The following is a 20944-nucleotide window of genomic DNA, read 5'->3' as shown; positions in this document are numbered from 1 at the left end:
GGGTTCCCATATCCCGTGTGGCGTAGGTTCCTTCGGGAGTCTTCCCAGCTCTACGATCCGGGCTCACACGCTGCCATAGATGCCACCTCCTTCGGCGAAACGGCATCAAGACACTATCAGCACCGCTCTGATCGCTACATCCGCACGCTCAAAACGACGGCACTCAGCGATACCGACTCGTGTGCCACCCTCGGCACCCAGTGCTCGACACACTGGCCTCACGACACGCAAACTGGCCGTCGAGCCGCCCTTCGAAACACCGAGAAAATAGAGAGTCTGACCGGTGACAAAGGCTTTGACGACCAATCACTCGTGACGCCCTTCGGTTAGAGGGCGTCCAACCCCTGCTGCGTCACCGACTGTTCACACACTACGATCACGCACACAACGCACGGTTGGACAGCGAATTATACGACCAGCGCTGGATGGCCGAAAAGGCAGTCTCGGCCATCCAGCGTCGGTTCGGCTTCCGCTGTCCACCCTCGCGTGTGGTATAGTTTCGGATCTCGTGGTGACCACCACAGTCTACAACCTCGAACAGGCTCTCAAACAGCGATCCCTACGCCATCATCGTATTCGACAAAGCACAACAGAGCTAATCTACTGATATTAAGTTCATCAAGACAAACCCATTGGTGATATTCATATTATTGGTATGTGTTTGGTATAGTAGGTGACCTAGTGACTACTACTAGACAAACTACCCCAGCTACACTAACGGTGACAGCTGTTGCTAAACAAACCAATTGAACGGCGAGTTGGAGTCCAATTTGGGTTGAGAGCGCTGAAATAATGGCACCCAAAACAATGGGAGTAAATGTAACTGTAAACTTCCCGAATGCTTCCGAGATACTAACCATACTCCCACGGATGGGATCGGGTGCAAGGGTCGTGATGACACTTCGATATATCGAGTACAGAACTCCTAAGCCAGCACCGGTACCTGCTATCCCAAGCAACGCAATAATGAACGAAGAGCTTAACAAGAGTACTACGAACCCCCCACCCATAGCGATATTTGCAACAATTAATAGGTTTATTCGGCTATCTAACAACGAGGTCATTCGACCTGATTGGCTCGCAGTTATCGCCATTGTTAGACTAGCTCCACCAGCTAAAATCCCGGCCTGTGTCGGTGTACCATCCATTAGTTGTACCACAATTATCGAATTGAATGTAAGGAATGCAACCCACACGATACCCGGAAGACCACGTATCAACAGCATAATTTTTGCTCGCCGATACGACATAATATCTTGAAACAATTCCAACCGTGAACCAACGATCGACGGGTTTGCCTCTTCCTTATGACATCGATCAGTGCTGATCGGTTCATCGTACCAAGCGTAAACCATCAGTGTCATTGGTAGTACAGATGCATATATGAAGAACGGGTATTGCCACGCGATCCCGACTAGAACTCCCGCTATCAGTGGGATAAACATCTGAGTGAGGCCAGAAACAGTGAATCGAATACCTTGACCTGTTGCCTCCCGGGATCCATCGTACTCATCACCAATGCTGGTAACGATGATCGGTACGATCGCCGCACTACCTAGCCCTTGTACGAAACGAAGAGCCAAAACGTATGAATAATTTGTAGTAAAGGCAATACTAACTCCTCCAAAACCTATTAGTAGCAATCCTAGAATCATAAATGGCTTTCTTCCAAACCTATCTGATAAATATCCAATCATTGGAATCAACACTATTGAGGGTGCTGTGTAGGCAGACATCATAAGTCCGATATTTGCTGCCGAGGTTCCAAATGGTGATATTAATGAGTCTAATATCGGTGTTACTAACACAAAGCCCATCGGTCCAGCAGTATTGGCCAACAGTAAGACCTGAAAATTCCGTTCCTGTATAATCTCGGATTCGTCGCCGAGAATATATGATTGGAGGCTCATTTATTTCTAAACCCGCATCTTGGACGTCACTTATTAATAGGTTATCTAATAGTAACTTTGTATTATCTAAACACATAATTTTTACCGATATAGTATACTATATTAATGTTTAAAATAGATCGGTTACATTATGGTTTCAAACCAGTTCGACACAATAACATGGTCGTTTGATCGTGAGTCCGGAATTGGCAAAATCCAGCTGTCTAGAGGGGATTCGTTAAATGCACTCTCTTCAACACTGAAATCTGATATCGTAGAAGGGTTCGATGAGTTCCGAAGAATCGATGAGAAGTCAGATGGAATCAAAGTTCGAGTCGTGATTGTTGAGAGTGCTGGTGAGAAGGCTTTTTGTGTTGGTTCAGATATTCACGAACTCGATGAGAGATCGTCTGGTGATTTCGACATACAAGACGTATACGCAGCTCCAGAAATATTCAATGGACCAGTCATCGCGAAAATTGATGGTTACGCACTAGGAGGAGGACTAGAGCTAGCACTTGCCTGTGACTTCCGAATCGCGAGTAATCGATCAACTATCGGACTACCAGAAGTCGATATAGGACTCATACCCGGTGGTGGTGGTACTCAACGGCTGGCAGAGATTGTTGGATCAAGTCTCACAAAGCGATTAACAATGACTGGCGAACACGTGTCAGCTGATACAGCACAAGAATGGGGAATATTGGACGACGTTGTTGAGGCTGAAAACCTTGATGAAGCAGTAGACCAATTCAGCAATCAAATCGCGGAGAAACCACCAACTGCCATTCGGGCACTGAAAGATGTTATCAATATGTACCGTGAAACGGGGTTAGAGGAGGGGAGAAGATACGAGCGTCGAGTTATTAACGAACTTCATCATACCGAAGACGCTGCAGAAGGAAGAACAGCATTTATTGAAGATCGAGAACCCAATTGGCAAGGGAAATAGGTTGACCATAACGAAAGAGTCCTGATAAATAATTGTTGTCTGAGTTATGGACACCGTCTAATTTCTTGGCTCCGTATGTTAGAGGAATATACTAGATCTACTGTATTAGATCGTTGATACTGTGATTGGGGCTCGTGATTGTCCATATGCAGGTCTGAACGCGTTCACGGAAGATCGTTTGAAGTCCTACGTTGGGCTGAAGTTGCAGCGGTATGAAGCGGTTTTAAACGGATGAGATGCATAATCATCCATATTTATATGATAGCAGGTCTGGCAACGTTAGTAGCCAACAGAACGTCCTTGGGCTGTCCGTTAATTACGCTCACGGCCGGATGATGACTGACGTGTTTTGTTAGAACAGTTAATGGTGGCCCTCAGAAAGTGGTCTCACAGGATCTACACGTACATACCCTCACACAGGGATTCTAAGACAGTCAGACGTAGAAATTGACGTTTCGCAAAAGACGTCGATCAGCGGTCAAGCGCTTCCCACAGGCGCTGGATATGCATTGGCTACACATTAAAGTCCCTTTTGAGATCGACGGTTTCTATGTTAAAACTGAACTCAAGGGCTGCGAACGCTACCGCTGGTCGCTCTCGCGTGGAGTCTAATTCCCTGAAATTATCTTTCATTCGTTATTATTACCATAGAATCATTGAGTCGCCGTAACCGCGACTTCTATTCAACACTTCAGTTTACACAAAAGTGGTGTTAAATTAGATTATTTTTTCACTTAGTGTTCTTGGTGAGTCATAAATCCACCATTTTTAATCATTTCTTTTGAAGCAATATTTTTCATAATTTCATTGGTTCCCTCAAAGATCTCTAGGATTTTAGCATCTCGGTAGAAACGCTCAATATCATACTCTGTAGTATAGCCAGCACCACCATGAATCTGAAGTGCCTCGTTGGCAACTTCCCGTGCCGTCTCTGCTACTTTAAGTTTTGTTAACGCGCTAAGTTCAGGAGGAATAACTCCCTCCTCTCCTTCATCGAGAAGATGTGCCGTTCGATACGCAAGTAGTCGTGCGGATTCAATTTCTTTTGCCATATCTACGAATTTCCACCTGATACCTTGAAATTCATTAATTGATCGATCAAACTGCTCTCTTTCTTCTGCATATTCGAATGCTTGATCAAAGGCGCCCTGCGCCAGTCCGACACCGTATCCTGCAACATTTCTCACCCTATTCATATTGAACCAGTTCATAAGATCTTTGAAGGCCTCGCCTTCTTCTCCGATCCGTTGCCATGCCTCAGTTCGGACATCATCAAGGTACACTGTACAATTGTCCTCAGCATCAAGTCCCATTAATCCAGTTGGTTCAGTAGTGTACCCTTCCTGATCCGTGTCAACAATAAAAGCACTAACGTTATCATATGGCTTTTCATCCTTCCTTGGTCCAGTCCTTGCAAACGTAATCACGTAGTCTGCTTGACTTCCATTAGTAATATATATCTTGTTTCCATTAATGATATACTCATCACCATCCCGCTCTGCGGTGGTTTGTATTCCGGTAACGTCGCTTCCAGCCTGTGGTTCAGTGATGGCGATCGAGGAATATTTATCACCTCTGGCAGTCGGCTTAAGATATTCTTCCTTCTGCCTTTCCGAACCGTGGTCACTAATTAATAGAGCGGCCGAACTGCACGATTTGATCGCAATGCCAATCGAAGGATCGATCCGACATAATTCTTCCGAAATTATTAAGTCACTAAGGTAACCCATTTCCGATCCACCATATTCTGCAGGAATACTTGCTGAAAGAAATCCCACTTCGGCTGCTTTACTGATAACCTCTTCTGGAAATTCGCCTTTGTCATTGATTTCCTTTGCGACTGGTGCAATTTCATTTTCCGCGAAGTCCCGAACGGACTGACGCACAGCCCGCTGTTCTTCAGATAGGCTAAACACCATATTGTGGTTATCTCAGTATTTAAACTTAAATCTTTCCCCTCGTTCTGAAGAGAAGAGTATCAACCTTAGAGTACGGTAAATCCGTCGGAGGACGACTAAACAGTGTATATGCCACCGGATGGATACGCGCCAATGTAGTCTCAGGTAAATTAGCTGCCAAACTTGCTGAATTCTGTGTCTCCGTTTACGATGCGATTACTGAAACTCCTCGATAAGTTCAGGAACGACGTCGAAGAGATCGTCGACGATTGCGTAGTCGGCGATATCCATAATCGGCGCATTAGGGTCTGTATTGATGGCGATAATTGTATCTGATCCTTTCATACCGGCGACGTGCTGCACTGCGCCGGAGATACCGATTGCGATATATACCTCAGGCGTGACGACCTTACCGGATTGGCCAACTTGTCGATTCTTGGGTAGCCAGCCGTTATCAACGATCGGACGCGAGGAGGATAGCGTTGCGTCGAGCGTGTCCGCGAGGTTCCGGATAAGATCGAGGTTTTCTTTTTCTTCGATCCCTCGGCCAATCGAAACGAGTAAGTCGGCCTCGCTGATGTCAACGTTACCGCCGACGGCCTCTTCAAATCCGGTAACTGTTGAACCGATGGCGTCCTCGTCGATCTCTGCGTCAAAGGGCTTCACTTTGGCGTCTCCGGTGACTTCCGCAGCGGGCCACTCGGCCCCTCGGATCGTGACAACCACATTGCCCTCGTATTGGTTGGTTGTTTCAACCTTGCCGCCGTACATTTCTCGGGTTGCGACGAGCGACTTGCCGTCAGTCTCGAGGTCGATCGTATCCGTGACTATTGGCAGATCAAGTCTGTTGGCGATCGCGGGAGCGTAGTCGAGCCCGTTGACGCTGTTAGGCGTCAGTATGTACTTGGGTGCAAGGTTATGGTAAAGTTGCGTGATCACCTGTGTGTAGATATCGTGATTGAACTCTTCTCCGTAAGAAACAGTGTGGATCGTGTCCACGCCGACGCGGTTACACTTCTGGGCGAACCTGTCAACGGGGCCGTTGATAATCACAAGGTGGAGGTCTCCCCCCGTCTCGTCGGCGAGTTCACGACCAGCGGTGATAAGTTCGTAGCTGATGTCGCGCAAGTCGCCACGTCGGTGATCGGTCACTGCGAGGACGTCAGTCATTGTGCAACTCCTTTGTCGCGGAGCAGTTCACCCAGTTTGGAGGAGGTCTCACCAGCGTTCCCCTCCCAGATGGTCGTGTCGCTCTTGCTTTCGGGTTCATACATATCGGTTAGCTCGAATTCGGTTGCGATCCTGCTCTCGTCGACGCCAATGTCGGAGAGGGTCTTGACATCGAGTTCCTTGCGCTGTGCCTGGCGAATACCGCGTAGGCTGGCGTAGCGCGGCTCGTTGATCCCCGTCTGGATTGTCAGTACTGCGGGTAACTCGAGGTCGGTCAGCTCCTCAATTCCACCCTCAAGTTCACGGTGGACAGAGGCGAGACCATCTTCAAAGTCGTGCTCAAGGTGGTTAACAACGGCTCCCCACTGGAATCCAAGGTTCTCTGCGACGGAAACACCGGTCGCGGCAAAACTGTCATCGCCGGCCTGAACACCGGTTAAAACGAGATCGGGGTTTTCCTCCTCAATAACGGCGCTGAGAATCTCTGTCTTAGCGTCAACGTCTATCAAGTCTGCCCCCTCGAGAGTGTCGTCCCAAATCCGAATGGAGCGATCGGCACCCTTTGCGAGAGCTTGACGGATAGTCTGTTCACACTCTTCGGGACCAATAGTAACCGTAACGACTTCATCCACAATACCATCTTCCTGCAGCTCGACGGCCTCCTCGATCGCGTAGCCGTCCCACTCGTTGAGATCCGCACTAAGATGCTGTTCCGCGATTTCGACACCCTCAATTTCGAACTCATCTTCGACAAGCATCACTTCTTTGACTGCTACAAGCGCTTTCATCGATTATAAATCGAAACTTCACCATCATAATATTTACTATCCAGAAGTATTCCATAGGATACGGTGTTTTTTATCAGAATCTGACACTCTAGAAGACTATCGCAGCCTCAATTACTCGAAGTAGCAAAGGTAACTCCACGACCAGCCCACCTTTCGTGTAGGCAGTGTATTAAACAGTGGACGTCAAGAACGGCATACGAGTTTATAGCGATGGGTGACGGGTAAATCCTAGAAGAAACAGAAGATACAGCACCTCATCAATACTGAGTTCGATGTCGAACTCCACTCGAAGCCTGCTACGATTGGTGGACGATTTGCGTCTCTGGTACGCGGAATCGCTGGTATTGACCTCATCTGTCTCCCGGTCGACTCATCGTATTTGAATCCAATTGAGTTGGGTTGAAAAAGTCTCAATTGGAAATCATCGACACTGATCGTTGATGATCGGATCTCGGCCGCCCCCACCTCAATAACATCTTGACAAAGTTGACTGAACAGCTGAATTTTGTGGGTTCGTGGATCGAAAAACATCTCAGTGAATTCATTCAACAGTTGCATTAATAATTATGTGAGGGCTGACCGGGCCATCGTTCAAGAACCACTGTCAAAAAGCAGTACCGAAACGAGACTTGATCGGCCGGGGGAGGCCTAGAACAACATCGAATATCTCACATTTGATTTCTGCTCAAACAGAGTGCTCATCGATCCCGGAAGTTGGGCTCGAACAAATGGTATAGCCGATGGAAACATTGTCTGATCGCCTCATACGACTTATCGATGAACGGTACGACCAGTCGGTACGAGAGGATAGTATGTACAAAAACGTCGTGAGGATACGCCGACCGATCAGCGTGTCGAAGCAGCATTTCTCTATCATACTGGCCTCTCATATCGCCGCGTAGAGAGAGTCATCGAGCGGTCATACGAAGCTGTGCGCCAGTGGTATCATCGACTGGCGCACCTGTTTGAGCCGGAGCCCGACTACCACTCGACGATAGCGATTGACGAGACCAAGCTGAAGGTCGAAGATACCGAGGTCTATGTCTGGGCAACAGTCGATGTGGAGACTTTCGAAGTCGTCCACATCGAGGTTTCTCCCGGACGATCTCGACGCACTACTATTCGTCAGGCCAGTGCTGAAGCGGTGCCGCGGTGATCCTGTCGTTCTCGTGGATCGAACCCTGGTACAACTGGGCGCTTGATGAGCTCGATCTCTGCGAATCACGCCGTGAAACGTGGGGGAAACGGTTCCTCGTCGAAGCCTGGTTCGGCCTTCTCAAATACCGAACCAGGATCTTCTACCACCGGTTCCCCCACCATAGCTCCTGGAAATTAGTGGACCGCTGGATCAAAGACTTCGCCGCGTTCCACAATGCGATCCTCTAACCTTGACGCTCTTGATAGATGAAGGTGAAATGGTTATATATGGTATCAAATGAAGGGAGGAGGATAAATGATCTCATTAATAGTACACAATAATATTCAATAAAATAAATCGGAAATCCCGAATTTAGAATAATAATTTTAGCCTATTATATGAATAATTAAGTTTACATCACATATTATATATATGTCGAATGTCATTAGAATACCAATCAAGTTTATTCGTGACTTGAACTATTACAATTGTATTCTCGTAATTTAATCATAATCCACCATCCGAATAGAGTCTTAATTACATACATACTATTGTAATGATTTGATCTGAATAACAGACTGCTATTCTACATACTGCGAATACAGATGTTCGGTAAAATCGAATTAATGCTCGATACCGAGAGTTAACAAGTGGACAGCGGGCCGATCAACGCTTGATGGTCGAAAAGGCTGTCTCGGCCTTCCAGCAATGACCGTCTAATTCTCTGTACATATGTTATGTGTAGGACACTAATCAGGACCGTGGTTTTCGAGACCACGAGTTACGGCACGCTGTAGGTGCCAGTCGGCACTAGCACCTGATGCTAACCACCTGAACTTCTGTGCTGCAGCAGCGCTCTTGGAACGATTCTCGCGCACGCGCGTTTAACTACATTAATAAAGTCAAGCACCGTACTTCCGCTTGAGCGTTGAGTTGACCGTCTCTAATTGACTCCGTTGCCCGTAGATACCAGCGTCTAAGCGTGCGTTCCATACCTTGTGAAGGGATGTGAACTCACGGTGCTTGATCAGTGGGCGAACCTCGTGTTGACGGGCAAGTCGTCTAATTTTCTGGTCGTCGTATCCTTTGTCACCAAGCAGAATATCAATTCTCTCGGGATTGCGTTTGATCTGCTCTGTTGAATCCGCAGAAAGCGACGGGATAGCGTCGCTCTGAAGGTGGAAGCGAAGCGGAAGAGCCGAATGTGACCAAACTACTCTTCCGCTTCGTTAAGCAAGCCGTTTCGCCGGCTCAAAAGCGCTGTGCCGCCAGTCAAACGGCGGTGAGTGATCCGACTAGCAACGGATTTCCCGGCTGGAAGCATATAACGCTCCACTTTTTGCGGGTTCACATGGATGCGACGTATCGAGAGATCGTGGATTGGGCGAGCGAGATTATCGCGTTCGTGGGCTTTTACAGCTCGCTCGAACGGCATTTCCTGCACCCTCAACGCTGTACCGGTCGTTTGAGAGGGTGCCTATGTCCGTGTGGCGTGGCTTCCTTCGTGAATCCCCGACCATCTGCGATCCGGGTTCCAACAGTGCCATCGATGCCACATTCTTCGACCGCGAAACAGCATCGAAACACTACCAACACCGCTCGGATCGCCACATACGCACGCTCAAAACGACAACGCTCGTCGATACAGACTCGTGTGCCATTCTCGATCTTCACTGCTCGGCACACTGGCCCCACGACACGCAAACTGGCCGTCGAGTCGCCCTTTGTAACACCGCGAAGATCGAGAGTATAGCCGGCGACAAGGGATATAACGACCAATCTCTCCGGGACGCCCTCCGTTCAGAGGGCGGCCGGCCCTTGCCGCGTCACCGGCTGTTCGCTGTTTACGATCACGCACACAACGCACGGTTGGACAGCGAATTATACGACCAGCGCTGGATGGCCGAAAAGGCAGTCTCGGCCATCCAGCGTCGGTTCGACTTCCGCTGTCCACCCTTGCGCGTGGTACCGCGAATTCCGCGAGCTCGTGCTGACCGCCGCAGTCTACAACCTCGAACAGGCTCTCAAACAGTGATCCCGACGCCATCATCGGATTCAACAAAGCAGTTTGATCAACGACGCAGCAATCTGGCTATCGTGTTTTCGTGTTGTCGTCACGTGGAGTCGAGTATCGCGTTCACACTGGTGTCGACCAGCAGTGTCACTTTGAGCTGCTGAATCGTAAGTTCAGCCCGTTCATATAGTGTTTCGAGGCGTGACTGCGATCGAACCCTGACGAATCGACACCAGCGATTCCGCTCGTCGGAAGTAACATCGTTGAGAGAGTCAATATTAAACGCCATACAGCCTTATCAAGCCGGTTGAACGCCTTTCAGAGCGTTGATGGCGTAGCAGTTCAGCTAATCCGAGGGCGCAATGCGGGGTATCTCGATCAGTTCGTCAAACAAACCACGATAGGTTATGTTCTTCCAAACTTTGAGACACAGCAGAACAACGAGCTGTGGGAGCGTATAGCGGTGTTTAGAGAACATCAAGCAGTATCGAGAGACGGCCCGGCGTGCCAGATGGATTGCCTTCTCAGTAAACCAGAGGATCTGCGACTTCGGGAGGGTTCATCTCATAGAATTACAGGACGAACATATAAGTCTCTGAGGATTTCAACAGAGCCGAACATATCTAACTCTATACCAAGCTAGATGTCCCCGGCTCTCTTCTTCCAAACTCGTGAGGCCGGATGATTAGATCGCTATTCAACAGAGAAGTTTTATTGACGTGTGAAAACTGCCGTAACTCTGCTTGTCGCAACCATCACATTGTCTTGATTGATAGCTTCGACCATTGCTAATACTTCGATCTCATTATCCCGCTCCAACTTTTCGACGATCGTGCCTGCGACCCTGATTGTATCCCCAGGCCAGGTTCGGTTTTCGAACCGGACTGAGAATTTACGGATATGGGCAAGTCCGAACCAGTCAGTTATCAATTTAGATATGTATCCAGCAGTTAACATTCCATATCCGAAGACGCTCTCGTATCCTGCGTCTTTGGCGTAAGGTTCATCGAAGTGAATCCGGTGGAAATCACCACTCGCACCTCCGTACTTGACGAAATCGACCCGATTGAGGTTTTCCACAATGAATTCTGATCCTTCGTCGCCAACCTCGACGTCACCTATTCGAAGTGAGTACTCTCTGCTATCAGGCATTATTTAGCGTCTCCATCCTCGATTTCGATACGAGAGATCCGTTCAGTAACGACTAATTTATCATCTTCGTCATAGTACTCAGTTTCGTAAATACAGAAGGTCATTGTTCCGGCACGAACTCCCTCTTTTTGATAGACATCAACCAATGTTGTGGTTCCAGTGAGTGTATCACCAACGACAACCGGGCGTTCGTATTCGTACTCTTGTTCTCCATGGAGAACATTGTCATAATTTAGATCGAGGTCAAAACCTAAGTCTTCGTCTATACCTTCGGGCCTGTAGCGGGGGAAGTACGAAGTTCTCGTAAATGTCAGCGGTGCAGGAATATTCTCGTATCCGTTTTTATTAGCAGCCTCCCTGGAATGGAATATCGGATTATCGTCTTGAATTGCGGAGGCGAATTCAGAAACCTTTCCAGGCTCGATTCGTAGGTTTTTAACGGTCTTGTAGCTATCGCCAATCTGAGCCTTCAAGTCAGAAAGTGGTTTGTTTGGCATAGTATAACATATTGTACCACCAGGAGTTATAAATTTTTTGCCTGATCCACGTAAGGGTGTCAACCCTAGCTGGGACGATTACGGTATAGTTACTGTTACTAGCTTCAATCTGCGAGTTTTCGGTGGAGAGGACGAGCTAACTCGGCTTCTGAGAGTGTCTCCGAATCACGAGCAGCATCAGCTGCAAAGTCGATCGCTTCAGCCACACTCCCAAGATCGTGAGTCACCACGAGTTCTGCAAGCTTGGCGGCTGTTTCATCGGAAATTGTGACCGCCGTATACCCATCTGGCGGTGTGGATCGGTGTCTTGAGCGTCTTACGGTAAAATTACCGTACTCTAAGGTTGACACCCTCTTCGACCACCAACAGCACTTTTAGCTAACGACACGCTTTGCTCGTAAAGCGGGAAATCTTCGGCATCAAGTACCACCAATTTCCCGCTTCAATTCCTTTGATTTAATTGGCTATCAAGTCTCCTTACATCGGTTTGTCAGAGTGCCCTAAACAAGCTTCTTACTGAGCCGACTAGGGTGAAGATCAGTTCAACATAGAACAACTCGCGCTGCTCCAACAGACCGTGACACGAGGTGAAGCAATGACGGTGTTGTCATCATCGACGACACCGTGACGAACTCATCGCGCGAGGTGCCTTGGCGGACACCTTTCTCTTCGATATGCTCTACTGTTCCGAAGAGTTCGTATCAGATATTGAACTATTCGCGCGTACGCGAGTTCACTCATAAAACGATACTCAAGCGGTCCTTCCGTGAAAGCGGTCAGAATCTCTTGGCGTGGACACTCAACAGCCCAAACCTCATCGACGTTTAATACACCGGATTGACGGAGTGTTCATCTAGGTGTGAAGTCAAGAAACTCAATACGACTCTTGATGGCTTACCAAGATTCAAGTCCACTCACTGCTTTGGCCCCATTTATGTTCGATCCCGACGAACTCGAAGAGATCCGTTCTGGATACGAAGAGTGGCACGATGAATCGGTCGAACCCCTTGTCGACCGCTTCGGCGAACGGAAAGATAGATTCACAGCGGACACGGGTGGCCAAGAGGTTGATCGACTCTACACGCCCGCTGACGTCGCCGATCAGGACTACAAGGAAGATCTCGGCTATCCGGGAGAATCACCGTACACACGTGGGGTCTACTCGACAGGCTATCGGGGACGACTCTGGACGATGCGTCAGTACGCCGGCTTCTCGACGCCGGAGGATACCAACGAGCGCTACCACTACCTGCTCGACCAGGGCCAGACGGGACTATCGATGGCGTTCGACTTGCCTACGCAAATGGGCTACGACTCCAACGACGCGATGTCTGCCGGCGAGATTGGGAAAGCCGGCGTCGCAATCGATTCACTCGCAGATATGGAGGTAGTCTTTGACGACATTCCGCTGGACGAGGTTTCAACCTCAATGACGATCAACGCGCCCGCCTCTGTACTGCTAGCGATGTACATCGCAGTAGGTGACCAGCAGGGCGTCGATCGCACCGAACTTCGGGGGACAATCCAGAACGACCTCCTCAAGGAGTACATCGCCCGCAACACCTACATCTACCCGCCTGAACCCTCGATGCGGATTATCACTGACATCTTTGAATTCTGCGCTGAGGAGACGCCGAGGTTCAACACGATCTCCATCTCAGGCTACCATATCCGCGAGGCCGGATCAACGGCTGCCCAGGAACTGGCCTTCACGTTGGGTAACGGTATCGAGTACGTCGAATCCGCCTTGGATGCGGGGTTGAACGTCGACGAATTTGCTCCCCAGCTATCCTTTTTTTTCAACAGCCACAACAACATCTTCGAAGAGGTCGCCAAGTTCCGTGCGGCCCGGCGAATGTGGCACGACATTATGGAGGAGCGTTTCGATGTCCAGAACCCCAAATCAAAGCAACTCAAATTCCACACCCAGACCGCTGGGTCGATGCTAACTGCCCAGCAAATTGAGAACAATGTCGTTCGAGTCGCCTACCAGGCGCTGGCGGCGGTGCTCGGCGGGACCCAGTCGCTGCACACCAACGGAAAAGACGAGGCGCTCTCCCTGCCGAGCGAGGAGTCTGTCCAGACCGCCCTGCGTACCCAACAGATCCTCGCCCACGAGTCCGGCGCCGCCGACACTATCGACCCGCTGGCCGGCAGTTACTATGTCGAGAGCCTCACTGACGAAGTCGAGCAGGAAGCCTACGCTATCCTTGAGGACGTCGACGAGCGCGGTGGAATGCTTTCCGCTGTCGAGCAACAGTGGGTTCAGAGACAAATCCAGGATACTGCCTTCGATCGCCAGAGGGAGATCGAGACGGGTGAGCGGATCATTGTCGGAGTGAATAAGTTCGAAGTCGACGAAGAGCCCAAGATGGACGTTCAAGAGGTTACCGAGCGTGATCAGCAGCGTCAGATCGATCGACTCGAGTCGATGCGGAAGAAACGAGACGACGAGGCCGTCGACACAACGCTCGAAGCCTTGCGGGAGGCTGCCCAAGGTGAGGAGAACCTGCTTCCTTACATTATCGACGCGGTGAAGAAATACGCTACCGTCGGCGAAATTTGTAATGTTTTCCGTAATGAATTTGGAGAATACCATCCTAAGAATACAATTTAATAGAATTCAGAATATATTTATATATGATGGACGGGTAAATGTTCGAAATCGACGCTGTCCAAAGTAAAATCGGGAAGTCTTTCTGGCAACAACGGATCGAATCAAGTGATATTTAACGATGTCCGCGATCGCTCCGAGGGATGTGAGTAAACACTTCTGGATACTACTATGAGTTTTGTGAAGCGAGAGTCGACACCCGAGTCTACGATGAAGCTGGTATCCAACTCCACTTGGCGGGAATATCGCTGTCGAATACTGTCGCAGTCCTCTCTAACCTGGGTTGTCAATCTGTGTTAACCCACTGTTTACAACTGAATTCGAAAAGTTGATCAACAGCCCGCAGGGCAACAAGAACCTAAGCCATTGCTAACTACTTCAGACATACCGGTCCGAACACAGCAGAAATGTAGTTGCAAGCGTTCACTGTCTGCTTCACTCAGCTGATCCAGACAATATCTGGACATAAGAGGCGTTACTTTATTAATGCACAACTTCAACAACTAGTAGGATGGAGTCCGAATACGACGATCTCATAGAACGATTTTGTTCAACGGGGATCCTCAAGGAGACGCAGGATGGTCAGTTGAGTTTAACAGATACGTTCAAAAATAAACGAAGACGACAGCGAAAGTCGTTTCCAGATGTAGAATCCGCAGAATACGAAGAGCTTCACAACCAATTTCTTGACTCAACCAACCTATCATCCGAAGAGATCACCGACCAGAATCTGATTGATACGATGTTAATCCAGAAGTTGGTCGATGCAGTTTCTTTTGAAGAAGCAATTGTGGGGGCACTATCATTGGAAGTCCTCGACAATCCTCCCGAGACATCTGGTCTTCCGGAAGGATTTATACCATTACGTGGCTCGGACCTTGAGTCGTTCACCAGTCAGTATTCTACCTCGATTGTGTACTTTTGGAAGGACGATTGTCAGCCTTGTGAACAGGTCCGTGACCGACTGGAGAACATATGTCAAAATGAACATATTCCTGATGATATCGGATTCGGAGCAGTCTATGGGCCAAATTGGGCAGAGACATTGAAAGAACAATATGGTGTCGGTGTTGCACCAACAGTCATATTTTTCAAAGATGGAGTTACTGACTCCCGTATAATTGGAGACACCTCCGAACAGGCAATAAAACAAGAGATCGCAATTACCACAGGGTAGCGTTTCGGCTCTATATTCGGCTACTCTATACTGGACCTCGTAAGAACTAATTCTGAACTAGAAGTTACGGAGTAAAGGAGGGTGTCATAGAACGGTTACCACACCAAAGAGCACGGTGAATGCTGAGGTGGTAGGGACTCAGCGATCCTACAAGATGATCCTTTGGTAGAGTCGTTCTTCAACGTCGCGTAGACCGAGACGTTAGCGTTGTTTGAGTATCCCTCCTTCAAGTTTCTCGACGAATTCGATGTGCTTGCCGCGACGGAGACGGGACGAACACGAGAGCACGAAGCACCAAAGCTGACGCGTGGTTCCTCCATTGCTACTACCACCACATCTACGGGATTCGCCCCGTTGAACGAGAGATTCGGAACACGGTGGTCTGGCTGAGCTATGGCGTCGACCGACCGCCGTCGAGAGACACGGGCGATCGCTTTCTCACCGGACTCAAACACATCGTCGACTTGACCTACTGCATCGATTCAACTGACGTGAGGGCGATGCCTGCCGATCAAGACACGTTGAAGGGCTACGATTCAACCGAGGACGAGTACTACTACAGCTACAGCTATACAATCTGTCTTGACCGAGCAAAAGATCCCGATTGTGACAGAGTTCACAGAGAGTAAGCAAGCCTCAGAGGAGAGGGTATGGCTGGTCGGTGACAGAACCTACGGTACCCTCGACTGGCACGACGCCGCAGGAATCGTACCAGTTGATCCATACAACGCACGGAATGCTGATGATCCGAAAGACATCAAGCACGGGTCGAAGACCACATCAAACAACACAGCGAGAATGTCCAGCTGAAGCAGTCCACGTCGGATGAGACGTACAACTGGCGTACTGGAGTTGAACCGAACCAACGAATCAGTAAACGACTGCGCCCTCGGTCGAACACACACTCGCGCGCGCGTGCACGCGGTCTCGGGTATTATGTATTGTCCTGTGCCTTCACCTTGTCGTCGGTATCACCATCTACGAACGCGGAGACAATCCGAGAAGCACTATTATAGTAGACATTAGAAATAATTGCTCACTTTTGGGAGCGACAGCTGGTCAAGAGCGGTATCGATCGCCGTCGTGAGTTCATCGAGCGAGTCAAAGAATCGGTTGCTCAGAGCGTCCTGGAGTTGTCGCCAGCACTCTTCGACAGGATTGAGTTCCGGCGAATACGCAGGTAACGTGACGAAGGCGAGGTCGTCACGGGCCGCCAGGTCCGTGACGGCCGACGCCTGGAAGTACGACGCCCCATCTAGCACGACGATCAAGTCTTCTTCAAATTCTTTGCATAACGCGAGAATGAAATGTTTTGCGTGGTCGGCGGTGACGTACTCGGTGAACCGCGAGAAAAAGCAGTCACCGTTTTCGGTGACTGCGCCGAGTAGACACGTCCAGTCACGTTGGCCAGAGAGTTCGACGCTCGGCCGCGTGCCGCGCGGAAACCACGCGGCACGCGGCTCGACCTGGACAGATTTTTTCGTCTGATCGATACAGACTACTGTGGCGTCCATCTCCGCTCGCTTTTTTTGATCTCGTCGTGGAACTCTTCTTGGTCGGATTCTTCAGATTCAGCGGCTGTACGTCGAGGTTTTTGATAGCTGAGTCCAGCTTCTTTCAGCAACCGCCGACAACTCGGGGCAGAGTACTCGACGCCGTAGGTTTCTTCGAGAAATTCCTGAACGAGCGCCGGCGTCCACGCCGGCGCGTCGATCCCAACTTCCTCGGGCGGTTCATGAACAGTTCGTTCGAACTCTTTTTGCTGTGATTCTGAGAGCTTTCGTTTTCTCCCAGATCGATGAGCATCAGACACAGCTTGCTCAAACGGTTCGTCCGTATCAAGTCGCATTAACCAGCTGTAGATCGTTCTTCGCCCGGTATCGTGCCACTCTGCAAGTTCGGTCTGCGTTACACCGTTTTTGTACGCAATCGCCGCTAACAACCGTTGAGTCGGCTTGTTTCCGTCAACATTGTCGAGGGCGTCTTGGAGTTCTTCGACGGAGATCTCGTCGAGATGATCCATTGAGTATAGCAACAGTCTTTGAGCGGAAAGTTCTAACGATTACTATATCACAGTGTGAGAAGAGTTCTATGGCATCCACATCCCTTTCACTAAGTTAGCAGTGCCGTAGAAACTATAGATAGTATTTTCTTAGTGCACCAGAATAAATAGATAATGACAAAAGTGGCCGTAATCGCGGGGCTAGGTCCAGGATTTAGTGAAGAGTTAGCATGGAAGTTGGCTAAGGAGGGATATACAATCGGGTTGTTTTCTCGTAGCAGTGACTACCTTTCCAGGTTCGAGTCTGAGCTCACGGATTCTGGATACGATGCTCTCGCGGTTCCGACGGACGTCACGGACTCTGCTGAGGTCTCGGAGGGGTTTAACCGGTTACGTAAAGAAATTGGTCACGTCGAGACTGTCGCCTACACAGCAAGTACAGAGACCACAAGTGCTGGTAGAGAGCTTGAACCCGACCGCTTCGAACGACTGTGGCAACTTTACGCGTATGGTGGTCTCCTGTGCTTCCGCGAGGCGCTTGATGACCTTCGCGAGAACAGGGGGACAATGCTGTTCTTCGGTAGCGCCCCGGAGGCAGGTGACTTTGCGTATAAGAGTGGGAAGGCAGCGGCCAGGGGGCTCGCTCGCTCACTCAATGAACAATACTCTTCCGAAGGGATCCACATTTCTCATATCGTGATAGATGGGGCACTTCTAAATCCGGATGTATACGACGAGGGGACAGACGTGGATGAAAAGAGGTACATTTCACCTGAAGCGGCGGCAGATACCTGTTATCACTTAATAAATCAACCAGACACTAGCAGGACGTTCGAGCTCGACCTCCACACCAGTAAATAGCGTCGTTCTCGTGTTAGGAATATGCTAAATTTCCCAATCGAGATTCGTCAGAAGACTCAGTGACATTTAGTCGGCTCTGGTGAATCGCTGTAAGGCGACGGGATAGGTCGTCAAATCAAAGGAAGTGAAGCGGGAAACCCGCGGTGGTTATGTCGAAGATCTCCCGCATCACAACGAAGGCGGTCACGTTAGCTAAAAATGTTGTTGGTGGCCGAGGCGAAGTCACCGCCCCCGAAGGGGGTGGCGGCTTCGCCGATTACGCTCTTGTCTCGCTACACGGTCTCCGAATTTACCTCGATGAGTCGTACCGCAACGCCCTCGATCTGCTGAGCGAGATGCCACAAATCTTGGCCGAGATCGGCCTCGAAGCAGGCGATCTCCCAGATCACTCGACACTGGTAAAGGCGTTTGATAGGTTCGAGATGAAAGTCTGGCGAGTGCTGCTGCGTCTCTCGGCGCAGCTGCACGACACCGCTGATCACGCCGCAATCGACGCGACGTTCTTCGACCGTGAAACCGCCAGCAAGCACTACTGCCGCCGGACGAACTATCGCGTTCAAACGCTGAAAACGACCGCGCTCGTCGATACAAAAACGCAAGCTGTGCTCGACGTTCACTGTACGACCGAGAAACGTCACGACACGCAGATCGGCTGGCAACTCGCCCTCCGCAACGCGGGCGAGATTGCCAGCCTCGCCGCCGACAAAGGCTACGATTGGCAGCAATTACGCGAGAAATTGCGCGAAAAAGGTGTGAGACCGCTGATCAAGCACCGTGAGTTCCGACCCATCGATTGCGCGCATAACGCGCGCATCGATGGGTCTCTGTACGGCCAAAGAGCACTGTCTGAGACCGTCTTCTCGACGATTAAGCGAACGCTCGGCCACGCGCTGCGTGCCCGAGCGTGGTACCGCGAATTCCGTGAAATCGTCCTGATGTGTGCGGTCTACAACATCAAGCGAGCCGTGAAACAGTGAAATCAAACGCCTTCTAGCGATTCACCAGAGCCATTTAGTCCATAGAACAGATTGACCAACTTTTCGTCAACGGTTTCTGGAGAACCGATCCCAAACATCTCGAAGCAGGTTGAGGAGCTCTGGTGACTCCATCGCGGCTCCTTGGCCCACATCCTGATACCAATCGTAGAATTCCTCCAAGTACGACCCAAAGCCTCGAATGCCTCCGCATCGGCCTCAGCAACAAATGGATCTCTAACAATTGGTTGAACACTATAGGCACCATCTCCTGTTAGGGTCTTTATGTTCAGAAAATGTCGAAGCGTCGAACGCCTCGCCAACGCATTCGACGAGGTGTCTAAGGATATACCGCCCAACAAACCGACGGAGACGACGAGGGAAGGTGGATTGTTGACGATGAAATCCGGACGAACGGTGAACTATCCTTAGATTTCACGACGCATCACATCCACAACTGTGGGGTAACTCACAGCGACTCTACACCGTCGATGACCCTCACATCAATCGACCGATGGTGAAGCATCTCACAACAATCAGTTCTTCGCGTACTACTGCGCTATCTCGTCACCCATCTGTGACTTTCAGACTCAGTGTTCCGATTATATCACGTCAGATTACGTCATTCTCTTTGAGCTCCCTGATCTTATCTTGTGAATATCCATATTCAGAAAGGATTTGCTCCGTATCTGCACCGTGATTCTTCGGAGGAATCCGAATCGACGGTCGTTCACCATCAAACTCAACTGGTGATTCGAGTATATCGAGTTGTTCATCTTCGTCTTCACGTGGAACTCGGGCACGTAAATCCCGTTCTTGGATGTAGGGGTCATCCCACATATCGAGTGTATCATACACTGGTGCAGCTGGAACTTCGTATTCGCGCATAAGTTCGAACCACTCTTCAGTCGTTTTGGCCTCTAGTTCATTCCCGAGTATGGAATATAACTCATCCGAATTTTCAACACGATTCATATTGTTCTTGAATCTCTCGTCATCAATCAAATCCTCCCGATCGATTGCGCGACAGAGTCTGGGCCATAACGCATCTGACGAGACGGTTATGACGATGTAAGAGTCGGCTGTTTCAAGCGTACCAAAGGGTGCCATTCCGGTATGGAATTTACCTCTGGGATAGGGTTTCTCGGTGGCGAACGAGTACGCCATCCGCGCACTTGTCCAAGAAATCAGGGTGTCAAGCATTGGAACTTCTATATATTTTCCACCATTGTTACCGACATCACGTGCATATAACGCTGCTAGAATCGATTGGCAAGCATACATCGATGGAGCAAAATCGCCGATTGGGACCCAACTGTTAACTGGAGGTCCATCTTCCTCACCAGTCACACTCATTGTCCCACTCATACCTTGCATCATCAGATCCATCGCTGGCATATCACCGTACTGGGAATCACTATGGAAACCTTTGATAGAGCAGTACACCAGATTATTATTAATTTCGGACATATCGTCGTATCCTAACCCGAAACGGTCCATCGTTCCTGCTTTCAAATTCTCAACTAGAACATCTGCCTGCTCCACGATATCTCGAAAAACGGCTTTCCCTTCGTCGGATTTGAGGTTCAATGTTACAGGACGTTTGTTCCGGTTGATGGATGCAAAATAGGCACTCATACCGCCAACCTTTGGCCCGACTCCACGTGTAATATCACCAGCGGGTGACTCCACCTTAATAACGTCTGCGCCGAGATCACCCATCATTGATGTAGCGAAAGGTGCTGTAAGGAAGCTTGCAACTTCAACAACGGTTATATTTTCGAGCAATTTCTGCTCCATATGGAATGGTTATTCAGT

At 49.5% G+C, this 20944-nt stretch carries 16 protein-coding genes and 6 pseudogenes; 11 read left to right on the top strand and 11 right to left on the bottom strand.

The window, feature by feature from the left end; translation table 11 throughout:
* The first annotated feature begins 15 nt into the window (after positions 1-15).
* Complete coding sequence (locus CPZ00_RS16190) at positions 16-330, top strand: transposase (RefSeq protein ID WP_394338439.1); 315 nt, start codon at positions 16-18, stop codon at positions 328-330.
* Positions 331-647: 317 nt separating this feature from the next.
* Here the strand turns inward: CPZ00_RS16190 and CPZ00_RS15165 are convergent, their stop codons facing one another.
* A complete protein-coding gene (locus tag CPZ00_RS15165; RefSeq protein ID WP_096391830.1) occupies positions 648-1910 on the bottom strand; it encodes an MFS transporter in 1263 nt (420 codons plus the stop codon).
* Positions 1911-2040: 130 nt separating this feature from the next.
* Between CPZ00_RS15165 and CPZ00_RS15160 the strand changes: the two genes are divergently transcribed.
* Positions 2041-2841 (top strand): enoyl-CoA hydratase/isomerase family protein, encoded by an 801-nt coding sequence (locus CPZ00_RS15160; protein ID WP_096391829.1) that lies wholly within the window; start codon positions 2041-2043, stop codon positions 2839-2841.
* A 734-nt stretch (positions 2842-3575) separates the two neighbouring features.
* Here the strand turns inward: CPZ00_RS15160 and CPZ00_RS15155 are convergent.
* The 4 genes from CPZ00_RS15155 to CPZ00_RS15485 form a co-directional block, all read right to left on the bottom strand.
* Positions 3576-4760, bottom strand: coding sequence for an acyl-CoA dehydrogenase family protein (locus tag CPZ00_RS15155; RefSeq protein ID WP_096391828.1), 1185 nt, complete (start codon positions 4758-4760; stop codon positions 3576-3578).
* Between the two features lie 195 nt (positions 4761-4955).
* Positions 4956-5909: an electron transfer flavoprotein subunit alpha/FixB family protein gene (locus CPZ00_RS15150; protein WP_096391827.1), complete on the bottom strand. Its 954-nt coding sequence runs from the start codon at positions 5907-5909 to the stop codon at positions 4956-4958.
* Complete coding sequence (locus CPZ00_RS15145; RefSeq protein ID WP_096391826.1) at positions 5906-6697, bottom strand: electron transfer flavoprotein subunit beta/FixA family protein; 792 nt, start codon at positions 6695-6697, stop codon at positions 5906-5908. The genes CPZ00_RS15150 and CPZ00_RS15145 overlap by 4 nt, the downstream gene beginning before the upstream one ends.
* Positions 6698-7616: 919 nt before the next feature.
* Positions 7617-7781 (bottom strand): hypothetical protein, encoded by a 165-nt coding sequence (locus tag CPZ00_RS15485; RefSeq protein WP_157744295.1) that lies wholly within the window; start codon positions 7779-7781, stop codon positions 7617-7619.
* A 68-nt stretch (positions 7782-7849) separates the two neighbouring features.
* Between CPZ00_RS15485 and CPZ00_RS15140 the strand changes: the two genes are divergently transcribed.
* Positions 7850-8083, top strand: a complete 234-nt coding sequence (locus CPZ00_RS15140) for a hypothetical protein (protein ID WP_096391825.1) — start codon at positions 7850-7852, stop codon at positions 8081-8083.
* Positions 8084-8740: 657 nt separating this feature from the next.
* Here CPZ00_RS15140 and CPZ00_RS15135 read toward each other — a convergent pair.
* A pseudogene (locus CPZ00_RS15135) lies at positions 8741-8965 on the bottom strand (transposase); the annotation flags it as partial.
* Positions 8966-9039: 74 nt separating this feature from the next.
* On the opposite strand from CPZ00_RS15135, the pseudogene CPZ00_RS15130 reads away from it, so the two are divergent.
* Positions 9040-9870: pseudogene (locus tag CPZ00_RS15130) on the top strand (IS5 family transposase).
* A gap of 32 nt (positions 9871-9902) precedes the next feature.
* Here the strand turns inward: CPZ00_RS15130 and CPZ00_RS15125 are convergent.
* The 3 genes and pseudogenes from CPZ00_RS15125 to CPZ00_RS15115 all read right to left on the bottom strand — a co-directional run.
* Positions 9903-10390, bottom strand: a pseudogene (locus CPZ00_RS15125) (IS5/IS1182 family transposase); the annotation flags it as partial.
* 170 nt (positions 10391-10560) lie between these two features.
* A complete protein-coding gene (locus CPZ00_RS15120; RefSeq protein WP_096391824.1) occupies positions 10561-11001 on the bottom strand; it encodes a MaoC family dehydratase in 441 nt (146 codons plus the stop codon).
* Positions 11001-11498, bottom strand: coding sequence for an FAS1-like dehydratase domain-containing protein (locus CPZ00_RS15115; RefSeq protein ID WP_096391823.1), 498 nt, complete (start codon positions 11496-11498; stop codon positions 11001-11003). Before CPZ00_RS15115 ends, CPZ00_RS15120 begins: the two co-directional genes overlap by 1 nt.
* A 934-nt stretch (positions 11499-12432) precedes the next feature.
* Here CPZ00_RS15115 and CPZ00_RS15110 point away from each other — a divergent pair.
* The 4 genes and pseudogenes from CPZ00_RS15110 (at position 12433) to CPZ00_RS15100 (ending at position 16376) form a co-directional block, all read left to right on the top strand.
* Positions 12433-14115 carry an acyl-CoA mutase large subunit family protein gene (locus CPZ00_RS15110; RefSeq protein WP_096391842.1) on the top strand — a complete coding sequence of 561 codons (1683 nt, stop codon included), beginning with the start codon at positions 12433-12435 and terminating at the stop codon, positions 14113-14115.
* 168 nt (positions 14116-14283) lie between these two features.
* A pseudogene (locus CPZ00_RS16185) lies at positions 14284-14402 on the top strand (IS6 family transposase); the annotation flags it as partial.
* A gap of 221 nt (positions 14403-14623) precedes the next feature.
* Positions 14624-15289, top strand: a complete 666-nt coding sequence (locus CPZ00_RS15105; RefSeq protein WP_096391822.1) for a thioredoxin family protein — start codon at positions 14624-14626, stop codon at positions 15287-15289.
* 144 nt (positions 15290-15433) lie between these two features.
* Positions 15434-16376, top strand: a pseudogene (locus CPZ00_RS15100) (transposase).
* On the opposite strand, the gene CPZ00_RS15095 reads toward CPZ00_RS15100, so the two are convergent.
* A protein-coding gene (locus CPZ00_RS15095) for an IS630 family transposase (protein WP_096389541.1) occupies positions 16312-17312 on the bottom strand; the annotation gives its coding sequence in 2 pieces (ribosomal slippage) (positions 16312-16820 and positions 16820-17312; 1002 coding nt in all). The pseudogene CPZ00_RS15100 and the gene CPZ00_RS15095 sit on opposite strands and share 65 nt — an antisense overlap.
* A 153-nt stretch (positions 17313-17465) precedes the next feature.
* On the opposite strand from CPZ00_RS15095, the gene CPZ00_RS15090 reads away from it, so the two are divergent.
* The 3 genes and pseudogenes from CPZ00_RS15090 to CPZ00_RS15995 form a co-directional block, all read left to right on the top strand.
* On the top strand, positions 17466-18152 hold the full coding sequence (locus CPZ00_RS15090) for an SDR family NAD(P)-dependent oxidoreductase (protein ID WP_096391821.1): 687 nt from the start codon (positions 17466-17468) through the stop codon (positions 18150-18152).
* 149 nt (positions 18153-18301) lie between these two features.
* A complete protein-coding gene (locus CPZ00_RS15085; RefSeq protein ID WP_096391841.1) occupies positions 18302-19129 on the top strand; it encodes an IS5 family transposase in 828 nt (275 codons plus the stop codon).
* Positions 19130-19435: 306 nt separating this feature from the next.
* Positions 19436-19649 (top strand): annotated as a pseudogene (locus tag CPZ00_RS15995) (IS630 family transposase); the annotation flags it as partial.
* 89 nt (positions 19650-19738) lie between these two features.
* Here the strand turns inward: CPZ00_RS15995 and CPZ00_RS15080 are convergent.
* A complete protein-coding gene (locus CPZ00_RS15080) occupies positions 19739-20926 on the bottom strand; it encodes a CaiB/BaiF CoA transferase family protein (RefSeq protein WP_096391820.1) in 1188 nt (395 codons plus the stop codon).
* Positions 20927-20944: the final 18 nt, after the last annotated feature.

It is taken from the genome of Halopenitus persicus, from assembly GCF_002355635.1.
In the GTDB taxonomy this organism is placed as follows: domain Archaea; phylum Halobacteriota; class Halobacteria; order Halobacteriales; family Haloferacaceae; genus Halopenitus; species Halopenitus persicus_A.
Note: the sequence above shows the minus strand (reverse complement) of the source record. Positions and strands in the feature narration are given on the sequence as shown.